The following is a 19088-nucleotide window of genomic DNA, read 5'->3' as shown; positions in this document are numbered from 1 at the left end:
GCGCGGGCGGGCGCCTCTGCCGCCTGCCAGCCGGCTCAGCGGCTCAGCGGCTCAGCGGCTCAGGGCGCCGTCTTCCTGCAGCCGTTTGGCCAGGTCGCCGGCGAAGCCGCGCACCGCGTTGGCCAGGCTGGTGGGGTTGATCACCCGGGACTGGGCCTGCCACACCGGGCTGTCCCGGCCCACCTGATAGAGCGTGCTTTGCAGGTAGTAGTCGCGGTTTTCCACGTAGTAGCCGGGGGAATAGACGGTGTCGTAGCCGGCGCCCAGGGACGGGCCGTAGCCCTGATTGAGGCGGGGCGGCACATAGTCGGCGCGCACTTCGGCCTTCAGGAAGGACACTGCCAGCACGCCGTCGGCGCCGCTGCGGTCCACCGCCTTTTCCACGCGCCGGCGCAGGTCGTCGCCGTCGGCGGCGCCTTCCAACCGGCGGTGGGCCAGGTACACATGGCGCACCCGGTCGCGCAGGGCCTCGCCCAGGGCGTTCTCCACCGCCACCCGGTCCTGGTCATCGTTGATCAGGGCGATCACGAACAGGCTTTCGAAGCGCGGCTGCGCGGCGTCCGGCGTGTTCCAGCCGGACACCACCTCGGTGGGGGTGGCGCAGCCGGCCAGGGCGAGAGCGAGGGCCAGGGAGAAAAGTATCGAAACGGTGCGTCGCGGCGCGGTCATGGGGCATCCTTTCGGTTGGCGGGGGAAAATCCGTATCCCCATGCTAACCGGCCCGGCCGGTGACGCAACCGACACGGATCAAGACCCGGGGCGGTCAGGCCTTGCCGGCGATGAATTTCATCAGCGTCATGAACCACATCAGGTGGCCCGGGTCGCCCTCCACCTTGATGTCACCGGCCTGCATGCCTTCCATGAAGGCCATCTGGTTCTTGCCGGACGCCTTGAGGGTACGAAACGCGTAGTCCGCGTCCTTGAAGTTGAGCGTCACCGACGGGGTCGGGTGCAGGCCACCCTTGCTGGCCACATGCCCCGGCCGGAAGTGGTACCAGCGGGCGGCGCGCCCGTTGAAGGTGCGCCACTGCATCACCACGTCACGATGCTCGAGCTGTTTGCGAAAGCCCGGGTGGCGGCGGGCCAGCCAGGCCAGCCGCCAACCCAAAACCAGCAGGATCAAACGGAATTTCATCGGGTCTCCAGCCGGCCGCCGTCAGGGCATCAGCGCGGGCAGTTCCTTGTTGAGTTTGAGCTTTTCCTTAACCGCTTCGCCGGTGAGGGCGTAGCCGCGCAGGGCGCCTTCCTGATCGCGGAACAGGGCCTGCACGTCGTTGCCGTCGGCCTGGATGTCCCATTCACCGTCCAGTTCTTCCGGCGGCGGGCACACCACCACCGGGCAGGCCGGGGTCTTGATGGTCACCGGCATCACGCCGTAGCTCACCGGGGTGGGCTCGCCGGCCAGGGTTTTGGCCAGGGCCCGGGCGCCGGCCATCAGCGGCAGCACGTAGGGCAGCACATGGCCTTCCACCTCGGCGCAGTCACCCAGGGCATAGACGTTGTCGGCGCTGGTGCGCAGGGTACGGTCGGTGAGGATGCCACGGTTGGTGCGCAGGCCGGCGTCCTTGGCGATGTCGATGCGCGGCCGCAGGCCGATGGCGGACAGCACCAGGTCGGATTTCAGGTGGGTGCCGTCGGACAGCTCGGTGACCAGGCCGGCGCCGTCCCGGTCGTGGTGCACCGCTTTGGCCAGCGGGCCGAAATGAAACGTCACGCCCAGGCTTTCCAGGCCGCGCCCCACGGCGGCGGAGGCCGGCTCCGGCAACAGCATGGGCAGGCAGCGGCCCAGGGGTTCCACCAGGTTTACCTGGAAGCCGCCGTTGGACAGGTCGTTGGCGAACTCGCAGCCAATCAGGCCGCCGCCCAGAATGGTGACGCTCTTCTTGCCGTCCAGGGCCTGGCGGAAGCGGGCGTAATCCATCAGGTCGTTGACCGAGAACACCTCGCCCACCGCGTCGCCTTCCAGCGGCGGCGTCCAGGTGTCGGCACCCAGGGCCAGCACCAGGGCGCTGTAATCCAGGTGGTCGTCCGGCAGCAGCACCCGTTGCTTGTCGGTGTCGATGCCGGCCACGTGGACGCCGGTGCGCACGGTAACGTTGAACTGCTCGGCCACCTGCTCCGGCGTGGCCATGGCCAGGTCGTCGGCGCTTTTTTCCTTGGTGAAGCCGGTGGAGAGCATGGGCTTGGAGTAGTTGCGCCCGTCGTCGGCGGTGAGCACCACCACCGGCGTTTCCTTGTCCAGCTTGCGGAATTCCTTGACCGTGTTGAAACCGGCCAGGCCGGATCCGATAACGACGATGGGGTTCATGGCGGGTCCTGGGTCATCTTGCGGTGAGTGGCGAACAGAAAAACGGGCCGGGGTGGTTCAGATTTCGATCATCTCGAAGTCTTCCTTGCCCACGCCGCAGTCCGGGCACACCCAGTCTTCCGGCACATCTTCCCATTTGGTACCGGGCTCGATGCCTTCCTCGGGCAGGCCTTCTTCTTCATCGTAGATGAAGCCGCACACCACGCATTCCCATTTCTTCATGCTTAAACCTCGTTTCGTCGGAAGCCGGGCCCGGGTAGACGGGCCGTTCCAGGGGCCCGCTAACGTAGCCACGGCCGCCGTAAAAATCAATGACAGTGGATAATGGCACCTTTGCCGGGCGGCCATGCCGCGCCGCCCCGTGGGGGTAAGCAGGGTTCGTGCCGACCCTTGATCGAACGGTCATCCTGGGCCATAGTCCCCGCGCCCGCCGCGATTGAGCGAACACCATGCCCGATACCGCCCTGCGCGCCGATACCCGCTGGCGCGCCCAGGAACGCCTTGTTCTGCCTCCCCTGATCCGTGATTGGCTGGCGGACCCCGGTTCGCTGACCGCCCGGCTGCGCCGCCACGGTCCATTCCGGGTAGCCCCGCGTGATGGCGCCATCGAACGCCCGACCCTGGAAGAGCAGGCCCAGCTGGGGCGCATCGGTCGCCAGTACGCCCTGATCCGCGAAGTGACTCTGTATGTCCACGAGCAGCCGGTGGTGGAAGCGCGCAGCGTGCTGCCGCTGGCCACCCTGGCCAACGCCAACCGCAGCCTGGGCCATATGGGCAGCCGTTCCCTGGGCAGCGAGCTGTACCGCCGGCCCCTGGCGCACCGCGATCAGGTGTGGGTGCGCTTCGGCCTCAGCCCCACTGGCCAGGGGCCCTGTTGGGGGCGACAATCCCGGTTCGTGAAGCGTGGCCGGCCGCTGCTGGTGGCCGAGCACTTTCTGCCCGCGCTGTGGGAACTGATAAGGGACTGACCTATGCTCGCCTTCGTGGAGCACCGCTGGCCCTCGCTGTGGCCCTGGATTCAGCTGATGCGGCTGGACCGGCCGATCGGCAGCATGCTGCTGATGTGGCCCACGCTGTGGGCCCTGTGGATCGCCGGCGACGGGACCCCCAGCCTCAAGCACATCGTGATTTTCGTGCTCGGTGTCTATGTGATGCGCGCCGCCGGCTGCGTGATCAACGATTTCGCCGACCGCGACTTCGACGGCCACGTGACGCGCACCCGGGAGCGGCCGCTGGCCACCGGCGCACTGAGCGTCAAACAGGCGCTGCTGCTGTTCTGCGGCCTGGGCCTGCTGGCCTTCGTGCTGGTGCTGTTCCTGAACCGCTTCACCCTGCTGCTGTCGTTCGGCGGCCTGGCCCTGGCCATGCTCTATCCCTTCACCAAGCGCTTCACCTATCTGCCACAACTGTTTTTGGGCGCCGCCTTCAGCTGGGCGATTCCCATGGCGTTCGCGGCGGAGACCGGCGCCGTGCCCGAGATCGCCTGGCTGCTGTTCGTCACCAACCTGCTGTGGACGGTGGGCTACGACACCGAGTACGCCATGTGCGACCGGGAGGACGACCTCAAGATCGGCGTGAAGAGCACCGCCATCCTGTTCGGCGACCTGGACCGGCTGATGGTGGGCGTGCTGCAGGCGCTGACCCTGGTGGCGCTGTGGCTGGTGGGCCAGCGGCTGGGGCTGAGCGGGCCCTGGTACCTGGGCCTGGCCGGCATGGCGGCCGGATTCGTGCACCAGCAGTGGCGCATCCGCTACCGCCAGCCGGGGCCGTGCTTTCAGGCGTTTCTCAGCAACCACTGGGCCGGCGCCAGTGTGTTCGCCGGCCTTTATTTTCATTACCTGATCAGCGCCTGAAAAGGTGCTAATTTGTCATCAGGATGTCATAAAAAGGCAATCTAATAGGGGCACTTCAACGGGAAAACCCAGAGAACGCCAATATGTCCCGCAACCGCATTCTGATCGTCGACGATGAACCCGCCATCCGCGAAATGGTGGCGGTGGCCCTGGAATTGGCCGATTTCGATGTGCTGGAGGCCGAGAACGCCCAGCGCGCCCATGAACGCATCGTCGATGAACGCCCCGACCTGGTCCTGCTGGACTGGATGCTGCCCTCGGTGAGCGGTATCGAGCTGGCGCGTCGCCTCAAGCGCGAGGACGCCACCGCCGAGGTGCCGATCATCATGCTCACGGCCAAGAGCGAGGAAGACAACAAGATCCAGGGCCTGGACGTGGGCGCCGACGATTACATCACCAAGCCGTTTTCCACCCGCGAGCTGATTTCGCGGATCAAGGCGGTGCTGCGCCGGTCCTCGGCGGCGGCGGCGGAGAAGGCCATCGATGTGGAGGGGCTGTGTCTGGATCCGGTGAGCCATCGCATCAGCGCCCATGGCGATCCGGTGGACATGGGCCCCACCGAGTACCGGCTGCTGGAGTTCTTCATGAGCCATCAGGAGCGCGCCTATTCCCGGACCCAGTTGCTGGATCAGGTGTGGGGGGCGAACGTGTACGTGGAGGATCGCACCATCGATGTGCATATCCGGCGGTTGCGCAAGGCGTTGGCGCCGCATGGGTTTGACGGGTTTATTCAGACGGTGCGGGGGACGGGTTATCGGTTCTCGGTGAAGACCAGCCAGGCTTCGTAACTCCAGATTGAGGGGCGCGGGAAGAGCAGGCCCGGTCCCGGACACGCCGCGAGTACATCCTTGTAGGCTCGAGCTGGCCATCCCTGGCCAGCTACGGTCCGGGACCGGGCCTGCTCTTCCCGCTTCGCGTTAACCGCCGTGACGCCTTGCTGGTTTGGGGTTAGTGTGCGGTTAGGTATTTTGAGACGTTTTTCATGAAGCATCCCTCCGGTATGCGGGCCAGTCTGGCCAAGGAAGTGAATCGGATTCTGATTCTGGTGGCGGCCGGGGTGGCGTTGTGTGTGTTGTGGCGCAGTGTGTGGCCGTTGGTGGCGGTGCTGGGGTTGTACATTGTGTGGAGCACGCGGCAGTTGTTCGCGTTGTACGTGTGGCTGGTGCGCGAGGAGCATACCGATCCGCCGGACAGCGTGGGGCTGTGGGGCGAGTTCTATACCCGGCTGGAGCATCTGTTCCGCCAGGAGCGGCGGGCGCAGGACAACCTGCAGGGCATCATCCAGCGGGCCCAGGCGTCGGTGAACGCCCTGGAGGACGTGGTGGTGATGATCGACCGCCATGGTCATCTGGAGTATTGGAACCACGCCGCCGAGCGGCATCTGGGGTTTCGGCCGGATAAGGATCTGGGCCAGCCGCTGACCAACCTGATGCGCCATCCGCGCTTTACCGATTACCTCAGCCAGGGGCGCTTCAACGAGCCGCTGGAAATTCCTTCCCCGGTCAACGACAGCCGCATTCTGCAGTTCCGGATCACCGAGTTCGGCGAGGGGGATCAGTTGATCCTGGCGCGGGATATGACCCGGCTTCATCACCTGGAAGAGATGCGCAAGGACTTCGTGGCCAACGTGAGCCACGAACTGAAAACGCCGCTGACCGTGCTCAAGGGGTATCTGGAGACGCTGCAGGATACGGTGCCGGAGGAGCAGACCCGGTTACGCCGGGCGCTGCAGCAGATGAGTACGCAAAGCCACCGCATGGAGGCGCTGGTCAACGATCTGCTGCTGCTGTCACGGTTGGAGAACACCAAGGCGGACAACACCGGTCAGGCGGTGGCGGTGCACGGCATGCTGCACCGCATGCGCGAGAGTGCCCTGGCGCTGATGCCGGAGAAACACCACCGGATCACGCTGACCGTACCGGAGGACGCGCGGCTGCTGGCCAATCCGGCGGAGCTGGAAAGCGCCTTCGGCAATCTGATCACCAACGCGGTGAAGTACACCCCGGCGGAGGGCCACATTCATATCCAGTGGTGGCGCGACGACCAGGGCGGGCATTTGTCGGTGACCGACGACGGCGTGGGCATCGACCCGCAGCACATTCCGCGCCTTACCGAGCGCTTCTACCGGCCGGACAACAGCCGCGTCACCCAGACCGGCGGTACCGGGCTGGGGCTGGCCATCGTCAAACACGTGATGCTGCGCCACGACGGCAAGCTGGAAATCCAGAGCGCCCTGGGCAAGGGCAGCACTTTCACCTGCCACTTTCCGCCGGCCCGGCTGGTGGACAAGCCCGCCGTGGCGAACACCTGACGCACCCGATCATCGACCACCGCCGTAGCAGCGGCCGGGCGGCATTCCGCTTAAGCCGCGATCAGTAGTGCGGGGGCGGCGCGTCCTGGATGCGCAGGGCCGCCAGCTCTTCACCCTGTTCCACCACCCGGTCGACCAGTTTGCGGCAGGCGGTTTCCAGCTCGTCCAGCTTGCGCTGCTGGTCGGCGACCACCTGGTTAAGGCTGGCCACCAGATCTTCCTGGTAGGCCAGCTTGGTTTCGATATCGAGAAAACGGTCTTCGCTCATGGCACCTCCTGAACCGGAGCGGCAGTATAGCGCTCCACCGCCTGGCGCTACACGGCGCCGGCCAGCACCGACTGCGCCAAATCCAGCGGGTCCTCTTCCAGCCAGTCCAGCTGCCCGTCCAGCGACAGTTGCGACAGGCCATGGACCAGCGCCCAGGCGCGCAGGGCCGCGCGGGTGACCCGGGCCGGCTCCGGCGCCTCGCCGGGCCAGCCCCGCACCACCGCCTGACGCAGGGCCTCGAAGGACGCCCGGGACGCCTCGCTCAATTCATCACCGCGCCGGTGCGGCGGAATCACGCTGAACATCAGCCCGAACAGAGCCGGATGCTGGTGGGCGAAGCGGATATAGCTGCGCCCGGCGGCCAGCAGCTGGTCACCGTCGGCGGCGCGGGCCTCCGCGTCCTGCTGGGCGGCGCTGAGGCGCCGGAACCCTTCCGACGCCAGCGCCTGCAGCAGCGCCTCCTTGTTGGCGAAATGCCGGTAACTGGCATTGGCGGTGACGCCCACCCGACGGGCCAGTTCGCGGAGACTGAAGCCGTTGTCGCCATTCTCCGACAGCAGCGCCAGGCCTTCTTCCACCAGGGCGCGGCGCAGGTCGCCGTGGTGATAGCGGGCGGCTGGCATTTTCGTTGATGAGGGCACCGTGCAACTTCCTTCCGTTCGTATGTTTACAACATACACATGAGGTCACGGGGAGCCCAGCGTTGCGCGCTTGATTTAAGCCCCTGCCGCCGCTAAGGTTATCGCCGTCTTGGGGGAGTAGTCGCCGGGCCACCCCGCCCTGACGGTCGTCAACATATTTGCGCCTCAATGCGCATGGCGGCCGTGTCCCGCACGCGAAGCCTTTCGCGCCGCGGTATCGACGAGACCTGAGGCATTGTCCGTATTCCGCGGGGGCGGGATCGACGGGCGATGTCTCTGGTTATTGGTCGATCCCGCCCCCCTAAGGAACTCCGTTGGACGCTTTTCTCTCTTCCACCCTGCTGGTCGCCCTGGGCGAAATCGGCGATAAAACCCAATTGCTGTCCCTGGCCCTGGTGGTGCGCTATCGCAAGCCCTGGCCGATCCTCGCCGGCGTGATCGTCGCCACCCTGGTCAACCACGGCATCAGCGTCTGGTTCGGCGACTGGCTGGCCGGCGCCATTCCGACCCACTGGCTGCGGTGGATTCTGGGTTTGAGCTTTATCGCCCTGGGCCTGTGGATGCTGATTCCCGACAAGGACGAGGAAGTCGGGGATAAGTACCGCTTCGGCCCCTTCCTGACCAGCCTGGTGCTGTTCTTCATCGCCGAGATCGGCGACAAGACCCAGGTGGCCACGGTGGCCCTGGCGGTGCGTTTCCAGGAATTCTGGCCGGTGCTTCTGGGCACCACCACGGGTATGATCGCCGCCAATCTGCCGGTGATCTGGGTGGCCCACCGTCTCGCCAGCGAGCGTTTCGAGGTGTGGGCCCACCGGATCAGCGCCGCCCTGTTCATCGCCTTCGGTGTCTGGGCACTGATCTGACCTGGGGAGAAACCCGCATGGCGCTGACCGCCACCATCCACAAAGCGGAACTGACCGTCTCGGACATGGACCGGGATTACTACGCCACCCACAACCTGACGGTGGCGTTGCACCCCTCCGAAACCGAGGCGCGCATGATGCTGCGGCTGATGGCGTTCGCCCTGAATGCCCACCAGGATCTGTCCTTTACCCGTGGGCTTTCCAGCACCGAGGAACCGGACCTGTGGCAGCACGAGCCGGATCAAACACTGACACACTGGATTGAACTGGGCATGCCCGACGAAAAGCGGCTGCGTAAAGCCTGCGGCCTCGCCCGCCGTGTCACCGTTTACGTCTACGGGCAACGCGGCCCCCAGGTTTGGTGGGAAGGCATGCGCGACAAGGTTCGGCGTTTTGGGAATCTGCGCATTATCAACGTGGACCCGGCCAGCGAGGCCGCTCTGGCCGAATGCTGCCAACGCCAGATGCAATTGCAGGCGATGATCCAGGACGGGCAGCTCTGGCTCGGGGATACCGGCCACTCCGTCGAGATCCGACTGACTGCCTGGCATGTGGGCGACGCGTTCTAAAAAACGGCTACAAGCTTCAAGCGGCAAGCTACAAGCGAAAACCTGTCCGCTCCGCCGGACCTGCTTGCGGCTTGTAGCTTGAAGCTTGCAACTATTCTTCCTCGAACCAGCCCCGGGTGCGATTAACGATCGCCACCAACGACAACATCACCGGCACTTCCACCAGCACGCCCACCACCGTGGCGAGAGCGGCGCCCGAGGACAACCCGAACAGGCTGATCGCCACCGCCACCGCCAGTTCGAAAAAGTTGGAGGTGCCGATCAGGCAGGCCGGGCCGGCCACGTTATGCGGCAGGCGCAGCCAGCGGGCGGCGACGAAGGCGATCACAAAGATGCCGTAGGTCTGGATCAGCAGCGGAATAGCGATCAGCACGATGGCCTGGGGCTTGGCGAGAATGGTCTCGGCCTGGAAGCCGAACAGCAGCACCACCGTGGCCAGCAGGCCCAGCACGCTCACCGGCTTGAGGGTATGGACGAAATCATCCACCGCCTGTTCGCCGCCGCGACCGCTCAGCCAGCGCCGGGTGAACGCCCCGGCCATCAGAGGCAGCAGCACGTACAGCACGGTGGACAGCACCAGCGTGTCCCAGGGCACGGTGATGTCGCTGACCCCAAGCAGCAGCGCCGCGATGGGCGCGAAGGCGAACACCATGATCACGTCGTTCACCGACACCTGCACCAGGGTGTAGTTGGCGTCGCCCTTGGTGAGGTGGCTCCATACGAACACCATGGCGGTGCACGGCGCCACGCCCAGCAGGATCATGCCGGCGATGTACTCGCTGCCGGTCTGCGGGTCCACCAGATCGGCGAACAGCACCTTGAAGAACAGCCAGCCCAGGGCCGCCATGGTGAACGGCTTGATCAGCCAGTTCACCACCAGGGTGAGCAGCAGGCCCTTGGGCTTGTCGCCCACCCGCTTCATGGCGGCGAAGTCGATCTGGATCATCATCGGGTAGATCATCACCCAGATGAACACCGCCACCGCCAGGTTCACATGGGCCACCTCGAAGGCGGCCACCGCCTGGAACAGGCCCGGTGCCGCCAGCCCCAGGGCGACGCCCGCGACGATCGCCAGCCCCACCCAGACACTCAAGAAGCGCTCGAAGAATGGCATCAGTGGTCGCCCTGGTCCCGGTGAATCTTTTGCAGCGCCGCGGTCAGGCCGAGCGGGTTAAGGGATTCAAGGTCCAGCGCCACCACGTCCTCCAGGCGCGCCCGCAACCGCGCGTAGGTGTCCTCGAACACCGCCTGGATGTGCGCCTCGTCGCCCTCCGCGGCGGCCGGGTCCGGAATCCCCCAGTGCACCTTGGCGGACTCGGACAGCCACACCGGACAGGCTTCGCCGGCGGCGGCGTCGCACACCGTGATGACCACGTCGAACCATGGGTCTTCCAGGTCGTCCATGGATTTGGAGGTGGGCCGGCCCACCGGCACGCCGTGGCGCTCAAGCACCGCCAGGGCGTGGGCGTTGACCCGGCCGGAGGGGTGGCTGCCGGCGCTGCGGGCCACCAGGCGGCCCTCGCCCAAATGATTGGCCAGCGCCTCACCGAGGATCGAGCGGCAGGAATTGGCGGTGCACAGAAACAGCAGTTTCAGCGGCATTTTCACGGTCGTCTCTCCGGTGAACGTTCGGCGGTTAGCAGCATTGTCCTTGCAGAGGTCGCAGGCCCAATTGGCGCCGGCCCTGCCGCACAAGGCTTTCAATGATAGTAAGCGCCCACTCTGGCAGGGCGCCGTTGATCCTGTAATGCATCCAGGTGCCCTGGCGCCGGGCCACCACCAAGCCGCACTGGCGCAACTGGGCCAGATGGCGGGAGATGGTGGACTGGGGCGCGTCCAGGGCCGCCACCAGGTCGCACACACAGACCTCCCGGTCCGTCTCCATCAGGCACACCAGGCTGAGTCGCAGCTCATCGCCCAGGCACTTGCACAGGCTGGCGACGGACACTTCGGCGGGGGCGGTCTGGACAGCGTGCATGGCGGTTCCTCGCGGTCGCACTCTTGATCGGGGGTCGGACTTTGATTTCGTATATCCGGATTTACGGATATATTAGCGTGAAAAAAGCCCGGCGCAAGGCCGGGCCCATGAAGGTTTTATGGCAGAAAACCAAGCCCAGGGTACGGATCCCTCAGGGTTTTTTCACCTCTTTCTCCATCTGGTCGATGGAGATGTGCCGTACATCGGTGCCCTTGACCAGGAAGATCACCTGCTCGCCGATATTGCGGGCGTGGTCGCCGATGCGCTCCAGGGCGCGCAGCGACCAGATGATGTTGAGCACCCGGGAAATGGCCCGCGGGTCCTCCATCATGAAGGTCACCAGAGCACGCATGGCGGAGCGGTATTCCATGTCCACCTCGGTGTCCTCGGCGGCCACTTCCACCGCCTTGTCGGCGTCGAAGCGGGCGAAGGCGTCCAGGGTGTCGCGCAGCATATTGCGCACATGGTTGCCGATGTGGCGCACCTCCACGTAGCCGCGCGGGGATTCGCCTTCCTCGGCCAGTTGCAGGGCCATGGCGGCGATCTTGGCGGACTCATCACCGATCCGTTCCAGGTCGGACACCGCCTTGGACACGGCGATGATCAGACGCAGGTCGGAGGCCGCCGGGTGGCGCAGGGCCAGTACCCGGGCGCATTCCTCATCGATCTGGATTTCCTGCTGGTCGACCTTTTCCTCGGTCTGCAGCACCTTCTCGGCCAGGCCGGAGTCGGCGCGCAGCAGAGCTTCCAGGGCGTCGACCACCTGCTTTTCCACCAGGCCACCCATTTCCATCAGGTGGTTGCGAATCGACTCCAACGCTTCGTTGAACTGCGAGGAGCTGTGCTGACCAAAATGCATGCGATCCATGTTTGTTCTCCTTGGACCTCTGGCCTTAGCCGAAGCGGCCGGTGATGTAGGCTTCGGTGAGTTCGTTTTCGGGTTTGGTGAACACCGTCTCGGTGTCGTTCACCTCGACCAGTTCGCCCAGATGGAAGTAGGCGGTGCGATGGGACACCCGCGCCGCCTGCTGCATGGAGTGGGTAACGATGACGATGGTGTAGGCCTCGGTGAGCTCATCGATCAACTCCTCGATCTTGGCGGTGGCGATCGGGTCCAGCGCCGAGCAGGGCTCGTCCATCAGAATCACTTCCGGGCTCACGGCGATGGCCCGGGCGATGCACAGCCGCTGCTGCTGGCCGCCGGACAGGCCGGTGCCCGGCTTGTCGAGACGGTCCTTCACCTCGTCCCACAGACCGGCCTTGCGCAGGCTGGTCTCGACGATCTCGTCCAGGTCGTACTTGCGCCTGGCCAGGCCGTGCAGGCGCGGGCCATAGGCGATGTTGTCGTAGATCGACTTGGGGAACGGGTTGGGCTTCTGGAACACCATGCCCACCTTGGCGCGCAGCAGCACCACGTCCAGGGACGGATCGTAGATGTCCTCGCCATCCAGGGTCACGGTGCCTTCCAGGCGGCAGCCCTCGATGGTGTCGTTCATGCGATTAAGCGCGCGCAGGAAGGTGGACTTGCCACACCCGGACGGGCCGATGAACGAGATCACCTCGTTTTCCATGATGTCCAGATCGATGCCCTTGATCGCCTGCGTCTCGCCGTAATAGATCTTGACGTCCCGGGCATTGATCTTGACGGCTTGCGACGCCGGCGACTGGGATTGCCGGTCGTCCCTGTGCTGGACCATCACTTCCGGATCAACCATCTTCATTGTCACCACCTTCTCTCGAATTTCTTGCGCAGCCAAATGGCGAATGCGTTGAGGGTGATCATCATCAACAACAGCACGATGATCGCCGCCGAGGTGCGCGCTTCGAAGAAGTTGCGCATCTCATTTCCCTGCCAGAGATAGATCTGGACCGGCAGGGCCGTGGATTGTTCAAACGGCGTGGTCGGGATGTTGGCCACGAAGGCGTTCATGCCGATCAGCAGCAGCGGCGCCGTTTCCCCCAGGGCCTGGGCCACGCCGATGATGGCCCCGGTCAGGATGCCCGGAATCGCCAGCGGCAGCACCTGCTGGAACACCGTCTGCACCCGCGAGGCGCCCAGGGCCAGCGCCGCCTGACGGATCGACGGCGGCACCGCCTTGAGCGCGGAACGGGTGGTGATGATCACCGTGGGCAGGGTCATCAGGCTGAGCACCAGCCCCCCCACCAGCGGCGCCGACAGCGGCAGCCGGAACCAGTTGATGAAGATCGAGGCGCCCAACAGGCCGAACACGATGGACGGCACCGCCGCCAGGTTATTGATGTTCACCTCGATCAAGTCGACCAATCTGTTCTTGGGCGCGAACTCTTCCAGGTAAATGGCGCTGGCCACGCCCACCGGCACCGCCAGCACGATCACCACCAGCATCATGAACAGCGAGCCCATGAAGGCGCCGGCCAGGCCGGCGGAGGCCGGCGAGCTGCGCGAGTCCGAGTTGGTGAACAGCGTGGTGCTGAAGGTCACGTCGAGCAGGCCGTCCTCGTGCAGTTCATCGGCGATGCGGCGCAGCTCCGGGCTGAGCTGAAGGCGCGCGTCCGGCAGACTGCGGTCGATATTGCCGCGAATCCAGACGTCCACCTCCGCGTCGGCGAGCAGCGTCACTTCGCGGCTCTGGCCAATCAGGGACGGGTTCTCCGCCACCATGTCGCGCAGCCGGTATTTGGCGCCGCTGGTGAACAGCTTGCGCAGCTGCCGGCGGTGCTCTTCCAGCGCCGGCTTCTCGGCGATCAGGGCGTCTTCCAGAATGGTGTTCCAGCTCGCCATGGTGAGCTGGAAGTTCCAGGCGTTGAGGCGCTGCTGGAAGTCCCGGGGCGACTCCTCGGGCTGCTGTTGCGGCGGCGGGCCCATGTTCAGCACCGCCGGATCAAAACGCACGTCCAGGGTCAGGGTGGACTGCCAGAAAGCCGGCAGCCCCCGGGAGAAGATGCTCACGAACAGCACCGCCACGAACGCCAGCCCCAGCATCACCGCGGTGAGGCCGAACCGGCGGAAGCGCTTTTCCCTGGCGTGGCGGCGGCGCAGGCTTTGCTCCACCTGACTCTGGATCCGCGCACGCGGGTCGACACCGGACTCCATCGTACTGTTGGCCATCAGTCGTATTGCTCCCGGTATTTACGGACGATGTACAGGGCCACCACGTTCAGGCCCAGGGTGATCACGAACAGGGTCAGACCCAGCGCGAACGCCACCAGGGATTGCGGGCTGGCGAAGTCGGTGTCACCGGTGAGCTGGTTGACGATGGTCACCGTCACCGTGGACACCGCCTCGAACGGATTGGCGTGCAGCACCGGGCTGTTGCCGGCGGCCAGCACCACGATCATGGTTTCGCCGATGGCGCGGCTGGCGGCCAGCAGAAAGGCGCCGACGATGCCCGGCAGCGCCGCCGGCAGCACCACCTGGCGGATGGTTTCCGACTTGGTGGCGCCCATGCCCAGGGAGCCGTCGCGCAGCGACTGGGGCACCTGGGAAATGATGTCGTCGGACAGCGACGATACGAACGGGATGATCATCACGCCCATCACGAAACCGGCGGTGAGGGCGCTGGTGGAGCGAATCTGGATGCCGACCAGGTCACCCACACTGGAGAAGAACGGGCCCACCACCATCAAGGCGAACACGCCGTAGACGATGGTGGGGATGCCGGCGAGCACTTCGATCACCGGCTTGGCGAAGGAACGCAGCCAGGAGGGCGCGTACTCCGACATGTAAATGGCGGTCATCAAACCCACCGGCACCGCCACCAGCAACGCGATGATGCTGATCATCAGCGTGCCCCAGAGCAACGGCAGCAGACCGAAATCGCCGTAGTTGCTGTGGCCGGTACTGCTGAAACGTGGGTTCCAGTTCAGACCGAAAAAGAAGTCCAGTGGATTGACGAACGAAAAGAAGCGCATCGCTTCCCCGAACATGGAGAACACGATGCCCACGGTGGTGAGGATCGCCACGCCGGAACACAGCAGCAGGCCGACGTTGACCACCTTCTCCACATGATTGCGTGCCCGCAGTTGCGGGCGGATCCGGCCACGGGCGATGAACAGCCCGCCCAGGGCCAGGGACGCCATCACCGCGATCTTGGCCAGCTCGCCGATGCCGCGCAGCCGCGCCAGCGTTTCCGCCGCCGCCACCTCGTAGGGCGCCGGCTCCCCGGAGACGCCATAGCCACTGGCGATATCGCCGAGCCGCTGCATCAGGTTGCCGACCTGCTGCGACGACAGGTTGGACATTTCCGGCGGCAGTTGCGAGAACACCACCGAGCGGATCACCGCGGGTTCCAGCAGGGTCCAGAGCACGAACACCAGTAACGCCGGCAGACCGCACCACAGCGCCACCAGCCAACCGTAGTAGCCGGGCCGGGAGTTCATGCGCCCGGTGGTGGTGGTGGCGACCGAGCGGCTCCGGGTGAGACCCAGTTGATAGGCCACGCCCATCAGGATCAGGAGCAGAACGATCAGCGTCATGTTGTCCATCGTGACTCCATTTGAGCGTACCCGTTGACCGTATTTAAACAACGACCCCCGAAGGCGTGGGACCGACGGGGGCCGTGGTTGGCAATGGCTGCCTATGTTACTTGCTGACGACCTTGCGGTCTTTGAAATCAGCGATCGCCTGCTCGCGCTCTTCGTCGTTCAGCGGAATCAGACCGATCTCTTCCAGCTGGCTGCCGAAGCCGGACACGTCTTCGCTCAGGAAGTACTGCACGTATTCCTCGATGCCCGGGATGGAACCGATGTGCTCGCCCTTCACGTAGAAGAACAGCGGGCGGGATACCGGGTATTCGCCGGAGCCGATGGTTTCCAGGGTCGGGGTGATGCCGTTGATGGTGGCCACTTTCAGGCGGTCACGGTTCTGCTCGTAGAAGCCCAGGCCGAACACACCCACCGCGTCGGCTTGCGCCTGCAGACGGGCCAGGGTTTCGGTGTAGTCACCGGAGATCTCGATCACGCGGCCGTCCTGACGGAACTTCAGGCAGGCTTCCTCGTCGTCCGCCTTGCAGCCGTCCAGCACCACTTTCTCTTCGAACACTTCACGGGTGCCGTGGTTGGAGGCCGGGATCACCAGCACGATTTCCTGGTCCGGCAGGGACTTATCGATCTGCGACCACTTGGTGTAGGGGTTGGCCACCATTTTGCCGTCCTTCGGTACCTGGGCGGCGATCGCCTTGTAGACGTGCTCCGGCTTCAGCTTGAAGGTGCCCTTGCTGGCGTTGGAGGCGAACACGATGCCGTCGTAGCCGAAGCGCACTTCCAGGATTTCCTTCACGCCGGCCTTGCCGCAGCTCTCGATCTCGCTGGATTTGATGGCGCGGGAGGCGTTGGCGATGTCGATGGTGTTCTCACCGACGCCCTGGCAGAACTGGCGCAGGCCGCCGCTGGAGCCGCCGGAGCCGACCACCGGGGTGTTGAACGGGAAGGCGTTGCCGAACTGCTCGGCCACGATGCTGGCGTAGGGCAGCACGGTGGAAGAACCGGCGATCTGAATGGTGTCACGGGCCATGGCCGGCGCCGCGGCGGCGGTCATGGAAACGGCGGCGAAGGCCAAACCAAGAGCTTTCTTGAAACGCATTGTTGAATCCTCGTCTGCATCTGCGAATGGAGCGACATCGCCCTCGATGCCGCCCTTGCCCGGGCTCGCTGATCCGGATCCCCCGACGGTGCCCGGGCCAGGGGAGGTCGATTGTGGGCAAGGACCATTGCAACAATGTGACACGTTGGAACTGTGACACGGTTCGCGACGGCCCGCCGCCCGGTTTTCCAGTCGCGAGGCAGTATGAAACCGCTAAATGACACTAAGATGACAAATTCACCCCGAACCGCCGCCGGGCGCCGAAAGGGGCACGAAAAAGTGATACAAAAAGGCCGCGCAGCCCGCGTGTTTGCTGACCTGACGGCCCATCATCCGTATAATTCGCGCCGGACCCGGGATCCGGCGAGGCAATTTTGATTTCACGACAACAACAGGCGCTGATGCGCTGGCAGCGGCGGCTCACCGCCTTTACCTGCGGAGTGGGCCACTGCTGCGCCTGGTTCGCCATCGCCATGGTGCTGCTGATGGTGCTGGTGGTGGTGCTGCGCTACGGCTTCGGCATCGGCAATATCGCCCTCCAGGAGAGCATCACCTACCTGCACGGGGCCCTGTTCATGCTCGGCGCCGCCTACACCCTGGCCCTCGACGAGCACGTCCGCGTCGACGTCTTCTATCAGCATTTCAGCCCCCGCCGTAAGGCCCTGGTCAATCTGCTCGGCACCCTGTTGCTGCTGCTGCCACTGTGCGTCGCCATCTTCACGCTCTGCCTGCATTACGTGCTGAACAGCTGGGCCGGCCTGGAGGCCTCCGACAACGGCGGCCTGCCGCTGGTGTTCGTGCTCAAGAGCCTGCTGCTGGCGCTGCCGGCGCTGCTTACCGTGCAGGCGGTGGCCGAGCTGATCCACGCCGGCCTGACCCTGGCCGGCGCCCACGCGCCGGAGCCGGTGCAGCACGATGAGGGGGACGCATGGAGCTGATCCAGCTGATCCCGCTGCTGATGTTCCTGGCGGTGGGCGTGGTGCTGCTGAGCGGCTACCCGGTGGCCTTCTGCCTGGGCGGCGTGGCCCTGATGTTCGGCCTCGGCGGCCTGCTCACCGGCGCCGTGGAGATGTCCGAGCTGACCTTTCTGCCCGGGCGCCTGTTCGGCATCATCGAGAACACCAGCCTGATGGCGGTGCCGTTGTTCGTGTTCATGGGCGTGATGCTGGAGAAATCGCGGGTGGCGGAGCGCCTGCTGGCCAGCATGGGCCGGCTGCTGGCGGTGTTTCCCGGCGGCCTGGGGCTGGCCATCGTACTGGTGGGCGCGCTGCTGGCGGCCAGCACCGGCATCGTCGGCGCCACCGTGGTGACCATGGGCCTGCTGTCGCTGCCCACCATGCTGCGCCACGGTTACGACCCGCGCCTGGCCACCGGCCTGATCTGCGCCACCGGCACCCTGGGCCAGATCATCCCGCCGTCCATCGCCCTGGTGCTGCTGGGCGACGTGCTCTCCACCGCCTATCAGGAAGCGCAGCTGGCCCAGGGCCGCTGGGCCCTGGACACGGTGTCCGTGGGCGACCTGTTCGTGGGCGCCCTGGTGCCCGGCCTGGTGCTGGTGGCCATGTATCTGATCTATGTGCTGGTGATTTCCAAGCTGCGCCCGGAGATGGCGCCGGCCATGCGCGCGGAGGACGCCCGGGTGGACGGCGTGGACGACAGCTCCCTGCTGCGCGGGCTGCTGGCACCGCTGCTGCTGATCGCCGCGGTGATGGGCTCGATCCTGGCCGGTTTCGCCACCCCCACCGAGGCCGCCGGCGTGGGCGCCTTCGGCTCGCTGCTGCTGGCCGCCATCAACCGCCACCTGGACCTGCACATTCTGCGCGAGACGGTGCGTGGCACCACCCGCGTCACCGCCATGGTGTTCATGATCCTGATCGGCGCCAGCCTGTTCTCACTGGTGTTCCGCGCCTACGGTGGCGACGAGACCGTGGCGCACCTGTTCGACGCCCTGCCCGGCGGCGTGGTCGGCGCCATGCTGGTGGTGATGCTGATCGTGTTCCTGCTGGGCTTTATTCTCGATTTCATGGAGATCACCTTCGTGGTGGTCCCCATCGTCGGGCCGGTGCTGCTGGCCATGGGCGTGGACCCGATCTGGCTGGGGGTGATGATCGCCCTGAACCTGCAGACCTCGTTCCTGACGCCGCCGTTCGGCTTTGCCCTGTTCTATCTGCGGGGCGTCACACCCCCGGAGGTACGCACCGCGCATATCTACACAGGCGTGATACCCTTTATTCTGATTCAACTGACCATGCTCGGCATCCTGGCCCTGTTTCCCGACCTGGCCACCTGGTTGCCCGGGCTCCTTAATGGATAAGGATTTTCGGATTCCAATAACATGACCAACGACGACACTCCCCGGCCGCAAGGCACCCTGGCACTGCAGACCATCGCCATGCCCGAGAACGCCAACTGGAACGGCGACATCTTCGGCGGCTGGCTGGTCTCGCAGATGGACCTGGCCGGCGCCGTCACTGCCCGGGCCCGGGCCCGCGGCCGGGTGGCCACGGTGGCCATTGATTCCATGGCGTTCCTGCGCCCGGTGCCGGTGGGCGCCGTGGTGAGCTGCTACACCCGCATGCAGGACATCGGCCGCAGTTCCATGCAGATTCTGGTGGAGGTGTGGATCGTGGAGGACAGCGGTGCCCTGGCCAAGGTCACCGAGGGGCACTTCACCTTCGTGGCCATCGACGAGAATGGCCGCACCCGGTCAGTGCCGCGGGACTGAAAAGGCGCCCGA

Annotated in this window: 23 protein-coding genes and 1 riboswitch; of the genes, 9 read left to right on the top strand and 14 right to left on the bottom strand. The window is 65.3% G+C overall.

From position 1 onward, the window contains the following. Positions 1–51: 51 nt before the first annotated feature. The 4 genes from ACLD0W_RS05485 to rd form a co-directional block, all read right to left on the bottom strand. Positions 52–669, bottom strand: coding sequence for a hypothetical protein (locus ACLD0W_RS05485; protein WP_410306472.1), 618 nt, complete (start codon positions 667–669; stop codon positions 52–54). Positions 670–763: 94 nt separating this feature from the next. Continuing rightward, a complete protein-coding gene (locus tag ACLD0W_RS05480; protein WP_262730975.1) occupies positions 764–1135 on the bottom strand; it encodes a hypothetical protein in 372 nt (123 codons plus the stop codon). Positions 1136–1156: 21 nt separating this feature from the next. Continuing rightward, a complete protein-coding gene (locus tag ACLD0W_RS05475; protein WP_410306471.1) occupies positions 1157–2308 on the bottom strand; it encodes an NAD(P)/FAD-dependent oxidoreductase in 1152 nt (383 codons plus the stop codon). 57 nt (positions 2309–2365) lie between these two features. After that, positions 2366–2530, bottom strand: a complete 165-nt coding sequence (gene rd / locus ACLD0W_RS05470; RefSeq protein WP_138773523.1) for a rubredoxin — start codon at positions 2528–2530, stop codon at positions 2366–2368. A gap of 227 nt (positions 2531–2757) precedes the next feature. On the opposite strand from rd, the gene ACLD0W_RS05465 reads away from it, so the two are divergent. From ACLD0W_RS05465 to phoR, 4 genes are all read left to right on the top strand, one after another. After that, positions 2758–3276: a chorismate--pyruvate lyase family protein gene (locus ACLD0W_RS05465; RefSeq protein ID WP_410306470.1), complete on the top strand. Its 519-nt coding sequence runs from the start codon at positions 2758–2760 to the stop codon at positions 3274–3276. A 3-nt stretch (positions 3277–3279) separates the two neighbouring features. Beyond that, the gene (gene ubiA, locus ACLD0W_RS05460; protein ID WP_410306469.1) at positions 3280–4161 is read left to right on the top strand and encodes a 4-hydroxybenzoate octaprenyltransferase; all 882 of its coding nucleotides are present in this window, start codon (positions 3280–3282) and stop codon (positions 4159–4161) included. Between the two features lie 83 nt (positions 4162–4244). Then, positions 4245–4949: a phosphate regulon transcriptional regulator PhoB gene (gene phoB / locus ACLD0W_RS05455; protein WP_410306468.1), complete on the top strand. Its 705-nt coding sequence runs from the start codon at positions 4245–4247 to the stop codon at positions 4947–4949. A gap of 212 nt (positions 4950–5161) precedes the next feature. After that, positions 5162–6472 (top strand): phosphate regulon sensor histidine kinase PhoR, encoded by a 1311-nt coding sequence (gene phoR / locus ACLD0W_RS05450; protein WP_410306808.1) that lies wholly within the window; start codon positions 5162–5164, stop codon positions 6470–6472. A gap of 61 nt (positions 6473–6533) precedes the next feature. Here phoR and ACLD0W_RS05445 read toward each other — a convergent pair whose 3' ends face one another. Together ACLD0W_RS05445 and ACLD0W_RS05440 are read right to left on the bottom strand one after the other, a co-directional pair. After that, positions 6534–6740, bottom strand: a complete 207-nt coding sequence (locus ACLD0W_RS05445; protein WP_410306467.1) for a SlyX family protein — start codon at positions 6738–6740, stop codon at positions 6534–6536. 47 nt (positions 6741–6787) lie between these two features. Next, positions 6788–7381 carry a TetR/AcrR family transcriptional regulator gene (locus tag ACLD0W_RS05440; RefSeq protein ID WP_410306466.1) on the bottom strand — a complete coding sequence of 198 codons (594 nt, stop codon included), beginning with the start codon at positions 7379–7381 and terminating at the stop codon, positions 6788–6790. 100 nt (positions 7382–7481) lie between these two features. Then, a riboswitch (yybP-ykoY riboswitch) is annotated at positions 7482–7642 on the top strand. Positions 7643–7695: 53 nt separating this feature from the next. Between ACLD0W_RS05440 and ACLD0W_RS05435 the strand changes: the two genes are divergently transcribed. Both ACLD0W_RS05435 and ACLD0W_RS05430 read left to right on the top strand, forming a co-directional pair. Beyond that, on the top strand, positions 7696–8244 hold the full coding sequence (locus ACLD0W_RS05435) for a TMEM165/GDT1 family protein (RefSeq protein WP_410306465.1): 549 nt from the start codon (positions 7696–7698) through the stop codon (positions 8242–8244). A gap of 17 nt (positions 8245–8261) precedes the next feature. Further along, on the top strand, positions 8262–8813 hold the full coding sequence (locus ACLD0W_RS05430; protein ID WP_410306464.1) for a YaeQ family protein: 552 nt from the start codon (positions 8262–8264) through the stop codon (positions 8811–8813). A 91-nt stretch (positions 8814–8904) separates the two neighbouring features. Here the strand turns inward: ACLD0W_RS05430 and arsB are convergent, their stop codons facing one another. The 8 genes from arsB to ACLD0W_RS05390 all read right to left on the bottom strand — a co-directional run bounded on the left by arsB (position 8905) and on the right by ACLD0W_RS05390 (position 16351). Then, entirely contained in the window at positions 8905–9927 is a 1023-nt protein-coding gene (gene arsB, locus ACLD0W_RS05425; RefSeq protein WP_410306463.1) for an ACR3 family arsenite efflux transporter, read from the bottom strand. Beyond that, a complete protein-coding gene (locus tag ACLD0W_RS05420; RefSeq protein WP_410306807.1) occupies positions 9927–10415 on the bottom strand; it encodes an arsenate reductase ArsC in 489 nt (162 codons plus the stop codon). The genes arsB and ACLD0W_RS05420 overlap by 1 nt, the downstream gene beginning before the upstream one ends. A 34-nt stretch (positions 10416–10449) precedes the next feature. Next, on the bottom strand, positions 10450–10791 hold the full coding sequence (locus tag ACLD0W_RS05415; RefSeq protein ID WP_410306462.1) for an ArsR/SmtB family transcription factor: 342 nt from the start codon (positions 10789–10791) through the stop codon (positions 10450–10452). Between the two features lie 151 nt (positions 10792–10942). After that, positions 10943–11659 (bottom strand): phosphate signaling complex protein PhoU, encoded by a 717-nt coding sequence (gene phoU / locus ACLD0W_RS05410; RefSeq protein WP_204426657.1) that lies wholly within the window; start codon positions 11657–11659, stop codon positions 10943–10945. Between the two features lie 25 nt (positions 11660–11684). Continuing rightward, entirely contained in the window at positions 11685–12488 is an 804-nt protein-coding gene (gene pstB, locus ACLD0W_RS05405; RefSeq protein ID WP_410306806.1) for a phosphate ABC transporter ATP-binding protein PstB, read from the bottom strand. A gap of 26 nt (positions 12489–12514) precedes the next feature. After that, entirely contained in the window at positions 12515–13879 is a 1365-nt protein-coding gene (gene pstA, locus ACLD0W_RS05400; RefSeq protein ID WP_410306461.1) for a phosphate ABC transporter permease PstA, read from the bottom strand. After that, positions 13879–15255: a phosphate ABC transporter permease subunit PstC gene (gene pstC / locus ACLD0W_RS05395; RefSeq protein ID WP_410306460.1), complete on the bottom strand. Its 1377-nt coding sequence runs from the start codon at positions 15253–15255 to the stop codon at positions 13879–13881. Before pstC ends, pstA begins: the two co-directional genes overlap by 1 nt. 97 nt (positions 15256–15352) lie before the next feature. Then, entirely contained in the window at positions 15353–16351 is a 999-nt protein-coding gene (locus tag ACLD0W_RS05390; protein ID WP_410306459.1) for a substrate-binding domain-containing protein, read from the bottom strand. Positions 16352–16725: 374 nt separating this feature from the next. Between ACLD0W_RS05390 and ACLD0W_RS05385 the strand changes: the two genes are divergently transcribed. The 3 genes from ACLD0W_RS05385 to ACLD0W_RS05375 are packed head-to-tail and all read left to right on the top strand — an operon-like array spanning position 16726 to position 19076. After that, entirely contained in the window at positions 16726–17289 is a 564-nt protein-coding gene (locus ACLD0W_RS05385; RefSeq protein ID WP_410306458.1) for a TRAP transporter small permease subunit, read from the top strand. Continuing rightward, on the top strand, positions 17280–18665 hold the full coding sequence (locus ACLD0W_RS05380) for a TRAP transporter large permease subunit (protein ID WP_410306457.1): 1386 nt from the start codon (positions 17280–17282) through the stop codon (positions 18663–18665). Before ACLD0W_RS05385 ends, ACLD0W_RS05380 begins: the two co-directional genes overlap by 10 nt. A gap of 21 nt (positions 18666–18686) precedes the next feature. Further along, entirely contained in the window at positions 18687–19076 is a 390-nt protein-coding gene (locus ACLD0W_RS05375) for an acyl-CoA thioesterase (protein ID WP_410306456.1), read from the top strand. Positions 19077–19088 lie beyond the last annotated feature (12 nt).

Source organism: Alloalcanivorax sp. C16-1, assembly GCF_046507805.1.
GTDB lineage: Bacteria > Pseudomonadota > Gammaproteobacteria > Pseudomonadales > Alcanivoracaceae > Alloalcanivorax.
The sequence above is the reverse complement of the archived record's forward strand: the minus strand, read 5'-3'. Positions and strand labels throughout refer to the sequence as shown.

Coding starts and splice junctions, on each gene's coding strand:
- ACLD0W_RS05485 (WP_410306472.1), bottom strand. CDS start 669: ATGACCGCGCCGCGACGCACCGTTTCGATACTTTTCTCCCTGGCCCTC.
- ACLD0W_RS05480 (WP_262730975.1), bottom strand. CDS start 1,135: ATGAAATTCCGTTTGATCCTGCTGGTTTTGGGTTGGCGGCTGGCCTGG.
- ACLD0W_RS05475 (WP_410306471.1), bottom strand. CDS start 2,308: ATGAACCCCATCGTCGTTATCGGATCCGGCCTGGCCGGTTTCAACACG.
- rd (WP_138773523.1), bottom strand. CDS start 2,530: ATGAAGAAATGGGAATGCGTGGTGTGCGGCTTCATCTACGATGAAGAA.
- ACLD0W_RS05465 (WP_410306470.1), top strand. CDS start 2,758: ATGCCCGATACCGCCCTGCGCGCCGATACCCGCTGGCGCGCCCAGGAA.
- ubiA (WP_410306469.1), top strand. CDS start 3,280: ATGCTCGCCTTCGTGGAGCACCGCTGGCCCTCGCTGTGGCCCTGGATT.
- phoB (WP_410306468.1), top strand. CDS start 4,245: ATGTCCCGCAACCGCATTCTGATCGTCGACGATGAACCCGCCATCCGC.
- phoR (WP_410306808.1), top strand. CDS start 5,162: ATGCGGGCCAGTCTGGCCAAGGAAGTGAATCGGATTCTGATTCTGGTG.
- ACLD0W_RS05445 (WP_410306467.1), bottom strand. CDS start 6,740: ATGAGCGAAGACCGTTTTCTCGATATCGAAACCAAGCTGGCCTACCAG.
- ACLD0W_RS05430 (WP_410306464.1), top strand. CDS start 8,262: ATGGCGCTGACCGCCACCATCCACAAAGCGGAACTGACCGTCTCGGAC.
- arsB (WP_410306463.1), bottom strand. CDS start 9,927: ATGCCATTCTTCGAGCGCTTCTTGAGTGTCTGGGTGGGGCTGGCGATC.
- ACLD0W_RS05420 (WP_410306807.1), bottom strand. CDS start 10,415: ATGCCGCTGAAACTGCTGTTTCTGTGCACCGCCAATTCCTGCCGCTCG.
- ACLD0W_RS05415 (WP_410306462.1), bottom strand. CDS start 10,791: ATGCACGCTGTCCAGACCGCCCCCGCCGAAGTGTCCGTCGCCAGCCTG.
- phoU (WP_204426657.1), bottom strand. CDS start 11,659: ATGGATCGCATGCATTTTGGTCAGCACAGCTCCTCGCAGTTCAACGAA.
- pstB (WP_410306806.1), bottom strand. CDS start 12,488: ATGGTCCAGCACAGGGACGACCGGCAATCCCAGTCGCCGGCGTCGCAA.
- pstA (WP_410306461.1), bottom strand. CDS start 13,879: ATGGCCAACAGTACGATGGAGTCCGGTGTCGACCCGCGTGCGCGGATC.
- pstC (WP_410306460.1), bottom strand. CDS start 15,255: ATGGACAACATGACGCTGATCGTTCTGCTCCTGATCCTGATGGGCGTG.
- ACLD0W_RS05390 (WP_410306459.1), bottom strand. CDS start 16,351: ATGCGTTTCAAGAAAGCTCTTGGTTTGGCCTTCGCCGCCGTTTCCATG.
- ACLD0W_RS05380 (WP_410306457.1), top strand. CDS start 17,280: ATGGAGCTGATCCAGCTGATCCCGCTGCTGATGTTCCTGGCGGTGGGC.
- ACLD0W_RS05375 (WP_410306456.1), top strand. CDS start 18,687: ATGACCAACGACGACACTCCCCGGCCGCAAGGCACCCTGGCACTGCAG.